The organism is Polaribacter pectinis, assembly GCF_014352875.1.
GTDB classification, from domain to species: Bacteria; Bacteroidota; Bacteroidia; order Flavobacteriales; family Flavobacteriaceae; genus Polaribacter; species Polaribacter pectinis.
This window is the reverse complement of the sequence record NZ_CP060695.1, coordinates 2,206,303-2,222,086: the sequence shown is the minus strand read 5'-3', so window position 1 is coordinate 2,222,086 and position 15,784 is coordinate 2,206,303. Positions and strand designations below refer to the sequence as shown.

The following is a 15,784-nucleotide window of genomic DNA, read 5'->3' as shown; positions in this document are numbered from 1 at the left end:
AGTTAATAAAGGCTTGTATTGTACTACTCACTTACCACGCAATAATTAGATAAAGTAATTATTTTAAAAAAAGAAATATCTATCAATAAAACATTATCTTATATACTAGAGATAGTTTAAAGTTAATATTAGCTTTCTTTACTAAACCTTTCTTATTTTTGTTATATTCATTCATCCCCAAGTAATTCTAAATGTTGAAATCAAAAAATCTATATAAATTAATTGTAATAAACTTTCTTTTTTTTAGCATTACATCATTTGCTCAAAAAGCTGATTCTAATAAATATGTTCGATTTATTGATTCAGCAGATGCAAAAATTTATGATTTTCCAAGTATTGCTAATGATTTTTTAGATTCCATACCTAAACCTTTAGAGAATAATATCAAAGGCCATGTTGCTAAATATTATCACTTTAAAGCTGTAATAAGCAGTTTTTTAAGTGATGATGCAGAAGTGTATCATTATAATATTCTTTCTCTAAAATATGCAGAAAAAGAAAAGAATTATGAAATGGCTGGTGCTTCAAGTATTGAATTGTTTTACAACCTATACATTATAAAAAAAGATTCAACTGCGTTGGATTATTTAGAAAAAGCAGAAAAATTTTACACATTAGATAACAATGAAAAAGGTCTCATAGATGTAATGCAAATGAGAGCATTTACCGAATTTAATCGTAAAAATTACAAGAAATGTAACGACTTACTCATACCTAAATTAACATACTACAAATCTATTAAAGATGACTCTTTTTATTATATGTATGCTTTGTTTATGTTAACTTCTAATTATATTCATTTAGATGATGATGTAAATCGCGAAAAATATTTTAAAGAATTTAGAAAATTAGAAAATGACACTACTATTTCAACATCACTATATAAAATACATGAAGTTACTTTAAACATCTGTATGCAACATCTGCATTTAGAAAGGAATGAATTAGATTCTGCACTCCATTTTCTTAATAAAGTTGATAAAATGCGTGATTTTATGAATAATTCTGATAAAGAATCACATTTTAAAAACTACTTAGATTACTTTGAAAAAGTTAATGATGCAACCGCAAAAAATAACTACATTGATTCATTAAAACTGCATAATGAAAACTTAATTGAAAAAAATCTTAATGCAAGTTATAATATTAATAAGTCTTTTTTGGAAACTTCTAACAACTTAAAAATAGAAACTGAAAAAAAATTTTTAAATAGAAATTGGATTTTATTTTTAACTGTTTCATTAATTGGTTCAATTGTTTTTATAATTGTTAAGCAAAAAAAAATTAGGAAGAAAATTGAAGAATTTTCGAAAAGGAAAAAAGAGTATACCTTTTTACAAAACAATCATGAAAAATTAAAAGTAAAAGTTAAAGGTCTCGAAAATTATATTGCTGAAATAAAAAAAGAAGTAAAAACTATTTCTTCAATTACTACGATTGATGAGCAAAAGAAAAGGATTCAAGAACTTCATAAAGAAATTCACCATAATTCATCTGTATTATTAGCAAAAGGAGAAAGTCATTTAGATTTAATAAACGAACTAAATGTTGAATTTTTTAATGAAATATCTATAAAACACCCAGAATTAAATTCTTCTGAAAGAATAATATGTTACTACTTATTTATGGATTTTAAGAGTAAAGAAATTGCTGCTTTTATAAATACATCTGTAAGATCTGTGGAAAGTAAAAGGTATAGAATTACTAATAAATTAAACCTTAAAGAAAAAGATTTTAAACTTTCAGACTATTTAAAAGAATCATTTTCTAGTAATACTATAGATTCTAACTCTTAAGAGTTAATAAATTCTCATACAGTTTTTTTAGATGAGTTTAAAATGACTATTTAAAATCTATTAATGAAATAGTTTTGTTTGATACTTTAATTAGTTTCATTTCTAATTATAGGAGTAGGGAATAGGCTTTCTCTAGTTATAAAACCCTAAATAAAAGGTGGGATTAAAATTTTTTGGGGAAATTTTAAAAATTGCATTAAAAGATAAAATGTTTAAAAAAGATCTTTTAAGAACCACCTTTTAGTTGGATTTTTTATAAAACAAAAGCAACAAGCTCTATTTAGAGTTCGTTGCTTTTTGTTTTTTTATTATAGTTATTCAATAACTATTTTCTTGCTAATTTTTCCTTTGTTGGTATATACATTAACAATGTAAATCTGGTTGACTAAATTTTTAGTTTCTAGTCTGTTCTCTGGTTTAGATTCTAGGTTTTTCCATTGTGCTACTTTTTGTCCAAGTATGTTAAACAATTGCACTTTGGTAATCTCTAGGTTATCTAAATTCTGAATCACCATTTCTTTATTCGCGTTGTCCATAAACACAGCGATTGTTTTCTGTAATTCTTCATTGATGTTATCATCTACATCTAAAGTAGAATTCTCTACAAAAGATAACACAAATCTGTCTGTGTAAGTACCTTTTTCTAATTGGTATACAGCACTTTTATCGTTTATTTGCTGTGTTTCTCCTGTAAGCTTGTCTTTGATAAATACATCTTGATTGTTAATGTATTTCATCTCATCAATTGTAATGGTAATTAAACCATTTTTATTCATGATTACTTCTAAAGGAACTTCTAAATCATTAGAGATTTCTTGCACTCCTGTAATTACATAGCCTAATTCATCATTTGGAAACTTCCAATAGAAATCCGTAGTATTGGTATCATACATTTCAGAGTCATATCCTTTTTCAAAGGCAAAAGAATTTGATGAATGAAAAGAGGCTCCAATTTGACGGTGAAGGTTTGTTCCTTGGTCGTCTTGGTAGTTCATTCCTAGTTTTATAATAGGTAACTCAAATCCAGTAGTCTCATCAGATTTAGCGCTTTCACCTCTTAAGAATACAGAAGAACCTGTTCCTTCTGTTTTAAATTCTCTTTGACTGTTGTTAAAGACAATTGGGCCACCATCTGTTGCATCTCCTTGTACAAAGAATCCTTGTCCAATGGCAATGTAAGGTTCTGGAGCCGTGTAAGAATCTGCATATTGGCTACCACCTGTACTTGGTGCACATACAATTTTCCCATCATCTTTAAAGATGACACTGTCTACGAAAAAGTCGTTGGTGTCGTTAGAGGTTAATGTAACATCACTACCAGGTTCTATACATATAATTACATAACCCTCGTCATAAGAACCATCTGTATGTTGAAATACAAAGTTTCCTTTATCAGCATTGTCTATTTTAATTTTTATGTTTTTATCTACCATAGATTTGTACACAACTCTTAAAGTATCTAAACCTCTAGAGATGTTAGAGAACTTTACAAAGCTAGTATTGGTGTTCATGTTTGCTACATCTAAAGCTTGATCTTGTGTAATAGAAACATTATACTCATCTGCATCTTCTACTTCTACAGTATACTCAAAAGGAGCATTTGCAGAAGGGTCATTTGCAGTAACCCCCATAGAGATATTTCTTGTAGCATACCCACCAATGTATCCTGCAAAATTATGTCCGGCAGAACCTTCGTCAACAGTACTTTCTGACACATGCTGCCAAAAATATAATGTTGCATTGGTAGAGTTTATATTGTCTTCAATAAACTTCTTAACACTCATTGCAGACGGGAATGGGTTTCCTATTAAATAAGACTCATTAGCCCCTACAGGCGCAACCGTATTAAAGTTACCATCGTTAGGAGTTCCTAAAAACGTGTAGTTTTGTGGTCTTCCTGGTCCTTTAAATATATATCCTTCTCCTTTATCTAAAGGAAGTCCTCTATATTTATGAGCCCAATTAGATCTTCCGTTAGATCCTGGTGAATATGAATATACCCAGTGTTCTGCTAGCGTAATAGGATCTGTTGTTGCTCCATCATAACCTCCAACGAAAGTAATGTCTTTAGCAATCGTTCCAATACTAGATGTAGCATCTAAAGGTGTTGTTCCGTCTTTTAAAACAGTTTCTAAAGAGTAGGTGTTTGCTCCAATAGTATTTACTGGAGAACTCATGTAATTGTATCTATACAAACTAGGTACTGTTGAGTTTTGGTCTACTAATAGTTTTCCACTACCAGATACTTTAGTTGTTCCTGTATGGGTTTGTATCAATTGTGAAGTACCTACTAAACGAATCTCATCATTAGAATTTGTTAAAGTGATGTCATTAGTAACTACTAATAACTCATCTGTAACTGCTAATTTACTATTGTTATTCACAACAAGTTTTCTTGCGCTTAATCTACTACCAATATGGTTGTAGTTTTCTTCTACAACTGTGTGCCTAGATCTATCTGGGAATCCGTTATTCCAAACATTACCTGTTCTTGTAGTAACATTGATTCTATGCAAACCTAATCTTGTGTTGGCATCTGTGTTAGAATTAATGATTTCTGAAATAAGAGGATCATGTGGATGTCTTTCTGGACCTCCATCTCCTAACAATTTGTACGGATCTAAATAATCTGGATCTGTTACAATATCGTTTACAAATACAACCCACTCGCTAGGTGTATAGTCTTTATTTGGTACTAATGTCTCATCGATTCTAACATAAGAGGTCTTATCTGCAAAACCTGAAACAGCATCGTATCTAAAGTTATATGAACCTTTATCTGTAATAGCAGATAGAGTAATAATATCATTTGCTCCACCAATATCTGTAAGTGCATCATTTGTGATTACTCTTGCTGGTTCTGAATTATCGAAATTAGTGATCACATTCGAAGAGTTTCTAAATAATACAGATTCTCCTGGATCTAGAACTGCAGGAACGATAAAGTTAACATCTGGAAGTACTCCTAACTGGTCTCCTGTTTTATCTTTATATAATTGAATTTTAATAAGATTTGCTGGAATACTATTTGTTGTACTAATGTTTGTGATTTCAATCCATCTTTCTGAACCAAATTGATATACTTGCGTAATCATTGGGGTTCCATTTGCTCCTGTATCTCTATAATCGAAATCTCCAATTGTATTAAAATCATTGTCTACATCACCTAAATCGGCAACACTAGGTGGATTGTGATTATCATTTACAGTAGATCCTGAAATACTAGAATCGTTATTTTCATCAAAAATATCGTATAAACCATCTCCATCTACATCACCTCCTGATAATACATTATGTGCAGGAACTCCGTTTTCTGCGATGTCTAAAATACCATCATTGTCTGAATCTGTATCTAAATAATCTGGTATTGCATCATTAGTGATATCTGTGTTTTCTGTTAATAGACCAACTAAATTATTTGGAATATCTTCATAAACATCATCTACACCATTGTTATTTACATCTGTAATACCTGTACCTTGTCCACTTGGTGTAATATAACCTTTAGAAGGTTGTCCTTCTACGTTATCTGGAATACCATCATTGTCTGCATCGATATCTAAATGGTTTAGATTTCCATCTGTATCTAAATCTCCATTTGGATATGTATTTGGTTTTCCATCATTATCTGTATCAGCACCCGTAACTATTGTTGCATTACTGGTGTTGGCACCTGCTGTATCTGTTCCGGTTGCTAATGCGTTTGTTGGATCTCCATCCACAACATCATTAAACCCATCATTATCTGCATCTACAAAAGCATCTTCTAAACCGTCTCTATCTACATCTGTTCCGCCAGCTTCAACAATATCCGTAATACCATCGTTATCAGCATCTAAATCTAAATGATTTAATTTTCCATCGCCATCTGCATCTCCTTTTGTGTAAGAATTTGGCTTACCGTCATTATCTGTATCAGCTCCAGTTAAGATTAATGCATCACTAGTGTTAGTACCTGCAGTATCTGTTCCATTTGTTAATGCATTGGTAGGATCTCCATCGACAACATCGTTGAATCCGTCATTATCTGCATCTACAAAATTATCTGCTTTACCATCACCATTTGCATCTGTTCCACCAGCTTCAACAACATCTGCAATACCGTCATTGTCAGCATCTAAATCTAAATGATCTAAAATACCATCACTATCTGTATCTCCTTTTGTATAAGAGTTTGGTTTACCATCATTATCAGTATCTGTACCTGTTACAATTAAAGCATTTGCTGTGTTAGCACCTGCAGTATCTGTTCCATTTGCTAATGCATTGGTTGGGTCTCCATCAACATCATCGTTGAATCCGTCATTATCTGCATCTACAAAATTATCTGTTTTACCATCTCCATTTGCATCTGTTCCACCAGCTTCAACAACATCAGCAATACCGTCATTGTCAGCATCTAAATCTAAATAATCTAAAATACCGTCATTGTCTGTATCTCCATTTGGATACGTATTTGGTTTACCATCATTATCTGTATCTGCACCTGTTAAGATTAATGCATCACTAGTATTAGCACCTGCAGTATCTGTTCCATTTGCTAATGCATTGGTTGGATCTCCATCGACTACATCGTTGAATCCATCATTATCTGCATCTACAAAATTATCTGCTTTACCATCTCCATTTACATCAGTTCCACCAGCTTCGACAACATCAGCAATACCGTCATTGTCAGCATCTAAATCTAAATGATCTAAAATACCGTCACTATCTGTATCTCCTTTTGTGTAAGAGTTTGGCTTACCGTCATTATCTGTATCTGCTCCAGTTAAGATTAATGCATCACTAGTGTTAGCACCTGCAGTATCTGTTCCATTTGTTAATGCATTTGTTGGGTCACCATCAACAACATCGTTGAATCCATCTTTGTCTGCATCTACAAAACCATCTGCTTTACCATCTCCATTTACATCAGTTCCACCAGCTTCAACTACATCAGCAATACCGTCATTGTCTGCATCTAAATCTAAATGATTTAAAATACCATCATTATCTGTATCTCCTTTTGTGTAAGAATTTGGCTTACCGTCATTATCTGTATCAGCTCCAGTTAAGATTAATGCACCACTAGTGTTAGCACCTGCAGTATCTGTTCCATTTGCTAATGCATTGGTTGGGTCTCCATCAACAGCATCGTTGAACCCATCTTTGTCTGCATCTACAAAATTATCTGCTTTACCATCTCCATTTGCATCTGTTCCGCCAGCTTCAACTACATCAGCAATACCATCATTGTCAGCATCTAAATCTAAGTGATCTAAAATACCGTCATTGTCTGTATCTCCATTTGGGTATGTATTTGGTTTACCATCATTATCAGTATCTGTACCTGTTACAATTAAAGCATTTGCTGTGTTAGCACCTGCAGTATCTGTTCCGTTTGCTAATGCATTGGTTGGGTCTCCATCAACAGCATCGTTGAATCCGTCATTATCTGCATCAACAAAATTATCTGCTTTACCATCTCCATTTGCATCGGTTCCACCAGCTTCAACTACATCAGCAATACCATCATTATCAGCATCTAAATCTAAATGATCTAAAATACCATCTTTGTCTGTATCTCCATTTGGATACGTATTTGGTTTACCATCATTATCTGTATCTGTACCTGTTATAATTAAAGCATTTGCTGTGTTAGCACCTGCAGTATCTGTTCCATTTGCTAATGCATTGGTTGGATCACCATCAACAACATCGTTGAATCCATCTTTGTCTGCATCTACAAAACCATCTGCTTTACCATCTCCATTTACATCAGTTCCACCAGCTTCAACTACATCAGCAATACCGTCATTGTCTGCATCTAAATCTAAATGATTTAATTTTCCATCGCCATCTGCATCTCCTTTTGTGTAAGAATTTGGCTTACCGTCATTATCTGTATCAGCTCCAGTTAAGATTAATGCATCACTAGTGTTAGTACCTGCAGTATCTGTTCCATTTGTTAATGCATTGGTAGGATCTCCATCGACAACATCGTTGAATCCGTCATTATCTGCATCTACAAAATTATCTGCTTTACCATCACCATTTGCATCTGTTCCACCAGCTTCAACAACATCTGCAATACCGTCATTGTCAGCATCTAAATCTAAATGATCTAAAATACCATCACTATCTGTATCTCCTTTTGTATAAGAGTTTGGTTTACCATCATTATCAGTATCTGTACCTGTTACAATTAAAGCATTTGCTGTGTTAGCACCTGCAGTATCTGTACCATTTGCTAATGCATTGGTTGGATCTCCATCAACAACATCGTTGAATCCGTCATTATCTGCATCTACAAAATTATCTGTTTTACCATCTCCATTTGCATCTGTTCCACCAGCTTCAACAACATCAGCAATACCGTCATTGTCAGCATCTAAATCTAAATAATCTAAAATACCGTCATTGTCTGTATCTCCATTTGGATACGTATTTGGTTTACCATCATTATCTGTATCTGCACCTGTTAAGATTAATGCATCACTAGTATTAGCACCTGCAGTATCTGTTCCATTTGCTAATGCATTTGTTGGATCTCCATCGACTACATCGTTGAATCCATCATTATCTGCATCTACAAAATTATCTGCTTTACCATCTCCATTTACATCAGTTCCACCAGCTTCGACAACATCAGCAATACCGTCATTGTCAGCATCTAAATCTAAATGATCTAAAATACCGTCACTATCTGTATCTCCTTTTGTGTAAGAGTTTGGCTTACCGTCATTATCTGTATCTGCTCCAGTTAAGATTAATGCATCACTAGTGTTAGCACCTGCAGTATCTGTTCCATTTGTTAATGCATTGGTAGGATCTCCATCGACAACATCGTTGAATCCGTCATTATCTGCATCTACAAAACCATCTGCTTTACCATCTCCATTTGCATCAGTTCCACCAGCTTCAACTACATCAGCAATACCGTCATTGTCTGCATCTAAATCTAAATGATTTAAAATACCATCATTATCTGTATCTCCTTTTGTGTAAGAATTTGGCTTACCGTCATTATCTGTATCAGCTCCAGTTAAGATTAATGCACCACTAGTGTTAGCACCTGCAGTATCTGTTCCATTTGCTAATGCATTGGTTGGGTCTCCATCAACAGCATCGTTGAACCCATCTTTGTCTGCATCTACAAAATTATCTGCTTTACCATCTCCATTTGCATCTGTTCCGCCAGCTTCAACAACATCAGCAATACCATCATTGTCAGCATCTAAATCTAAGTGATCTAAAATACCGTCATTGTCTGTATCTCCATTTGGGTATGTATTTGGTTTACCATCATTATTTGTATCTGTACCTGTTACAATTAAAGCATTTGCTGTGTTAGCACCTGCAGTATCTGTTCCATTTGCTAATGCATTGGTTGGGTCTCCATCAACAGCATCGTTGAATCCGTCATTATCTGCATCAACAAAATTATCTGCTTTACCATCTCCATTTGCATCGGTTCCACCAGCTTCAACTACATCAGCAATACCATCATTATCAGCATCTAAATCTAAATGATCTAAAATACCATCTTTGTCTGTATCTCCATTTGGATACGTATTTGGTTTACCATCATTATCTGTATCTGTACCTGTTATAATTAAAGCATTTGCTGTGTTAGCACCTGCAGTATCTGTTCCATTTGCTAATGCATTGGTTGGATCACCATCAACAACATCGTTGAATCCATCTTTGTCTGCATCTACAAAATTATCTGCTTTACCATCTCCATTTACATCAGTTCCACCAGCTTCAACTACATCAGCAATACCATCATTGTCAGCATCTAAATCTACGTGATTAGGAAGACCATCATTATCTGAATCTCCATTAGGGTAGGTGTCTGGTTTACCGTCGTTATTAGCATCATCTCCAGTTACAACTAATGCATTGGCTGTGTTTTCTGAAGTACCATCTTGACCAACATCTCCATCGACAACATCGTTGAATCCGTCATTATCTACATCTACAAAATTATCTGCTTTACCATCTCCATTTACATCAGTTCCTCCTGCTTCTACTACATCTGGAATACCATCATTGTCTGCATCTAAATCTTGGGTGTCTGGAATACCATCTCCATCTGTATCTGGATTTGTTATCGCATTACCATCTGTTCCACCTGTAACATCTGCATCATAACGATCGTCTAAACCGTCATTGTCAAAATCATTTACTAAGGTACCATCAGTGTTAATATCATCAATAAGTCCATTTCCGTCTGTATCTTCTCCTCCTGCTTCTACTAAATCTGGAATGCCATCATTGTCTGAATCTAAATCTAAAGAATCAGGAATACCATCTCCGTCTGTATCTGATATACATAATTGTGTTACAGAAATATCATCTATAGCTAAATCATTCCCAGTAATATTAGCAACGTTATTCCTTATAATAAATGTAATATCACTATTATCTAATGCTATTATTGGGGTAGTAGGACTGTAAAATTTCCATGCACTAATATCTCCTTTTGTTACACGTGGTATATCGCCAGTACCTAAAGCAGTTCCTAAAATAGTACCGTTTTGTATAAGTTCTACTTGTATGTTAGGTAACGCTCTATTATTAGTTCCTGGGTCATTTGGTTTATCGACATCTAAATTTAATACCCAAAAAGAAACATTTATTGCAGCACCTGCAGTTATTCCTGTTAAGGTTTTTTGATAAATTACATCTAATGTAGTACCTGCATTAACCATAAGCATCCTATCGATTGTAGGCGTTGCACTACCACTGGTATGGTCTCCAATGTTTTGCCATCTTTCGCTACCTTGACTAGCCCAACTAGCCGATTCTGGAATATTATTAAAAACAGAATAAAAGTTATCTTGTAAATCGTTAGTACGAGGGCTGTTTAATTGTACGTAACCATATGCAGTAGAAACACCTGGATCTATAGACGCCAAAGTAACACCTGCACTAGGGCTTACAGTACCACTGGCAGCTACACCAAAATCTTCTTTAAGTAAATTTAAATTACCATCACATGCATTTTCAACAGTATCTGGAATACCATCATTATCGTCATCTAAATCTACATTGTCAGGTATACCATCATTATCTGTGTCTGTAGCATCTCTATAGTCTAAATCACCAGTTTCAGGAAGTGGAAAATCATTGTCTGAATCTCCATAAGCCGTTTCTAATGTAGCTTCGTCTGTTACTTTATTATTTGCACCTAAACCATCATTAACTGTAAAACCTGAAATACTTGTATCGTTATTATCATCAAAAACATCGTCTAAACCATCGTTATCTGCATCGTCTCCAGAAGCAACGTTATCTGTGTCTCCGTTTTCTTGAATGTCTGGAATACCATCATTGTCTGCATCTAAATCTATATAATCTGGAGTATCTGTATTATCTGTGTTTGTTGCTTCTAAACCAATAATGGCACCAATTTCGTAAGTATCATCTACACCATTATTGTTAACATCTGTAATTCCTGTTGCAATACCACTTGGTTCTTTATAGTTGTTAGAAGGTTGACCTTCTATATTATCTGGAATTCCATCATTATCTGCATCTATGTCTAGATAGTCTGGAATACCGTCTGTATCTGTGTTTCTTGGTGTTTGACCTGATCCTGCAGAAGTTGGAATACCATTAGTTGCAGTATTGTCTGCATTATCATCATCATCATCTGCCATACCATCTCTGTTAGTGTCTGTACCACCAGCCTCTATAACGTCAGGAATTCCATCGTTATCTGAATCTAAATCTAAATGATTTGGAATTCCATCACCATCTGTATCAATTACACATCTTTTTTCTCCACCACCAATTTCAGTAAGTTTTGTTCCATAAATATCGATATTAGTGTTACCAGTATGTTCTTCTATTAAAAGATATTGTAAAACGTCACCTGTATTAAGTGTTATTGATGGTATTACACTGCTAATACTTACTGCATTATTATTAGTAGTTGAATTGTATGCATTTTGAATTGAATACACCTTATTACCGTTATGATATACTACAATATGGTCATCTCCATACCCTAAATCTATTTGATATACTCCTGCTTCTACAGTTGTAATTGTTTTAGTAAATAAAATGGCAGCATCTTCAGAACCATTTGGTACATTGGAACCATTATAGTTGGTTGCTTTAGAGTATCCTGAAAGATTTACTGGTGAATTAGCAAACCTTACGTTAAAGGCATTGTCTGTATTTTTATATTCTACGTAATCAAACGTTGCTATTTGTGTTTGATTAAAATCAGGAAATTGATTAGAAGCATTAATAAACGACCAAGTATCTTGATCTGGCATATCAAATAGTATTCCTTCAAAACCTGTTACACTTGCAACTGTATTATCAGTTCCACAAACTCCAGTTTCCTCTGAATCTAAAATACCATCGTTATCGTCATCTAAATCTGTATCATCTGGAACCCCATCTTTATCAGTATCTAAATCGAAAGTTGTATCTCTGTAATCTACATCTCCACCAAAATTAGCATCATCATCTACATCTGTGAAATTGTCTGTTTGCGTATCATCAAAACTACCATTTACATCTGCATAATTATCGCCATTATCTAATGCGTTTACTAAACCGTTTACACCAACAGCTCCTGTAACTTTTCCACTTCCGTCATTTGACAACCCACTACCAGATTCAATAATATCAAAGATACCATCGTTATCTGCATCTAAATTAATATAATCTGGATTTGAAGGACCATGTGTATTAGTTGGGTCTAAACCTAAAGAACCTGCACCAGAAGAAGCACCGTTTGGTGTAGAATCATAAGCATCATCTAAACCATCGTTATCTGAATCTAAACCTAAAGGTTTCGTATAATCTTTTGTACTTTGTGCTTCTATAATATCTGGAATACCATCGTTGTCTGAATCTAAATCTAAAGAGTTAGGTATGCCATCCCCATCTATATCTTTACTTATAGTACATGAAGAAACTGTTACTGAATCTAAACCAACATCTTTATGCCAAACTGTACCAGTTGTACCTTGTGTGATTACAAGTCTAAACCTTGTAGCATTTCCACTTATTAAACCACTTAAATCTACTGTTTTTTGAAGCCAAGCAAAAGTGCCGTTCTGTGCTATACCTTGTTGATCTAGTTGTTCAGCGTTACCTCTATTTACCCATCCTGCTCCGTTTTCATTAGATTGTAACTGTATGTTTCCGTCATTAACATCTCCTCTATAACCAAAGTAATAACTAAAGCTGATACTACGATCACTTGCATCGAAAGGTACATCTAATTCTGCTATAAATATATCTCCATTAACTCCAGTAGAAGACATTTCTGTATATACATAGCCCGCATCTCCTTGCCCAGTGTTCGGACCAACACCACTTGAGGTAGTGTCATTATTATCCCAAGACCATCGACGATAAGTATCAGGGCCTTGCAGATTATTCCCCCCAGGTGCTTCAAAATTCCAATTAGTTTCAGCACTTGTTTGGCTTGTAAAATTATATGTCGATACATTACATGTACCATCCTCTTCAGTATCTAAAATACCATCATTATCATCATCTATATCTACAGAATCTGGTACACCATCTCCATCGGTGTCTAAAAACACAGTACTTGCATCTCTAAAATCTACGTTGTTTGGAGAATCTGTTGCACTTGTATTTGGAATTTCACCATAAGGTGTATTATCAAAATTACCATTAACATCTGCATAATTATCACCATTATCATAATTGTTATCTAAACCATTTTTACCAACAACACCACTTAAAGATAAGCCAGCTTCTATTCTATCTGTAGTACCATCATTATCTGAATCTGTATTTAAGTAATCTTGATTATCTACTGCATCATGATTATTTGGTGTTAAACCTAAAGAACCTGACCCATTAGAATTTCCAAGAGGAGTCGTATCATATCTATTGTCTAGACCATCATTGTCTGTATCAAGATTTAAAGGTGCTAAATAATTAAATGTACTTTGTGCTTCTATGTTGTCTGGAATACCATCGTTATCTGAATCTAAATCTCTAATATTTGGTATACCATCTCCATCGAAATCACAAATTGGTTGAAAACTTTTGTAAAGAACATTGTCTATTTGTAATGAACCACCACCATCTACAGCTAATTTAATTCTGATGTATCTTGCTGCTGATGTTAATTTATATTGCTTATTTTCTTCAGTATTTACTGTAGTCCATGAATAAGATTTTGCATTTGTATAGCTAGATGTAGCTGCAGTTAGAGATTGATCTACACTCATAAAGTGATTAATGTTACTAGTCACACGAGACTCAATTTCTATAATTGCATTTTTAGCTACAATTGTCCCTAAATCTATTACCAATACATCTGCAATGTCGTTTAAGGTTGCTCTAGCATTATTTGACCCAATAGCATCGGTAGGATTAGTAACACTAGTACTACTTTGTATTGCAGTTGCATTACTTCCTGCTACACTTGGGCATTCTACCGTGTCTATAATACCATCATTATCATCATCTATATCTACAGCATCTGCTACACCATCTCCATCTGTATCTTTTGAGGTTGATGCATCTCTCCAATCTACATCTCCACCGACAGTAGAGTCTGGAAAGTTGTCTGTTTGTGTATTATCGAAAATACCATTTGGGTCAGTGTAATCGTCTCCATTATCATAAGAATTATCTAAACCATTTACACCAACATCTCCAGTAAGAGTAATGTTAGCTTCTTCTTCGTCTGATTGTCCATCACCATCTGAATCTAAATCTAAATAATCTGGATTACCTGCATTCTCAGTATTTACGAGTGTATAACTAGTTGCGGTAGGTGAATCGTTATTTTCGAAAGCGCTATCTAAACCATTTGCCCCAACATTCCCTGTAAAAGCTATATAAGTTGCTGTTGGCTGACCTTCAATAATATCTGGAATACCATCACCATCTGCGTCTAAATCTAAATGATTTGGAACTCCATCATTGTCAAAATCGAATATGTCTGCAACTCCATCTCCATTAATATCGTTATAATTGGTAGTACTTCCATCTCCAGTACCATCATCTCTTGTATCTAAATAATTTGGAAGTAAATCTCCATCTTCATCTCCTAAAGGATTGTATACTGTTCCATTTACTGTACTTTCTACTGTATCTAAAATACCATCATTATCATCATCTATATCTATTGTATCTGGAACTCCATCGCCATCTGAATCTAATTCCTCTACAGCGTTTAATTCTACTGCGATGTGTATCGATTCTACATTATCAAAAGTAGGGTTACCATTTCCATCAAAAGGATTAACTACATTATCTAATGGATAAAAAATTAATGTCATTTCACCACTTGCATTAGGTTCAGCTTTAAAAATATAAGCTTTTTCAACCCAGTTGTTATGTGCAGAAGATATTACTGGTATCTTTTGTCTTGCATTTCCATCAATTTGGTAATCGAAAGCGTCTATAAATTTACGAGAGTAAGGGTCACCACCTACGCCATTATAATTACTAATAGAAGTCATATGGTAAACAGAAAGTTTGTATAATTTTCCATTAACAAGACCACCCATATTAGTAGTTACAGATTCTTCTGGTAACGTATTTAAGTTACCAACATCTCTCATGGAAATCCAAGTAATATCTCCGGTAGGAGGTAATGGTAATGGTGCACTAATCCAAGATGCATTACCACCATTGGTGCCTTGACCACCAGCGTTATTTCTGTTAGAAACATCTGGAGATCCACCAGTGTTAAACCAACCTACAGGTGTACATGTACCGCAGGTAGTAGTTCTAGAACCTGTACCTGTAATAGTTTGTGAAAAAGATTGAAAGTTAAAAAGGAATAAAAATAGCACAGTTAAAAAACCTATTGATTTTTTTGATGCATTTTTTTTAGATAAGCACTGAATTTCCCCAAATTCAGTTACTTGAAAAAAACTTTTTTTCATAGTATACTATTTGTTTATGTTTTTGGGGGAAATGTTTAGACTTGATTATGATAATAATTAAATCTAGTGAATTTGCAAAATTAATCATTTTTTTGATTA

General features: G+C 34.0%; 2 protein-coding genes. One reads left to right on the top strand and one right to left on the bottom strand.

Annotated features, from left to right (window positions below):
- Nucleotides 1-191: 191 nt before the first annotated feature.
- Nucleotides 192-1,796 (top strand): helix-turn-helix transcriptional regulator, encoded by a 1,605-nt coding sequence (locus tag H9W90_RS09895; RefSeq protein WP_187481440.1) that lies wholly within the window; start codon nucleotides 192-194, stop codon nucleotides 1,794-1,796.
- Between the two features lie 314 nt (nucleotides 1,797-2,110).
- Here H9W90_RS09895 and H9W90_RS09890 read toward each other — a convergent pair whose 3' ends face one another.
- Nucleotides 2,111-15,685, bottom strand: a complete 13,575-nt coding sequence (locus H9W90_RS09890; protein WP_187481439.1) for a DUF8693 domain-containing protein — start codon at nucleotides 15,683-15,685, stop codon at nucleotides 2,111-2,113.
- Nucleotides 15,686-15,784 lie beyond the last annotated feature (99 nt).

Bases quoted from the DNA above. Each gene is read 5' to 3' on its own strand.
- H9W90_RS09895 (WP_187481440.1), top strand. From the start codon at position 192: ATGTTGAAATCAAAAAATCTATATAAATTAATTGTAATAAACTTTCTT.
- H9W90_RS09890 (WP_187481439.1), bottom strand. From the start codon at position 15,685: ATGAAAAAAAGTTTTTTTCAAGTAACTGAATTTGGGGAAATTCAGTGC.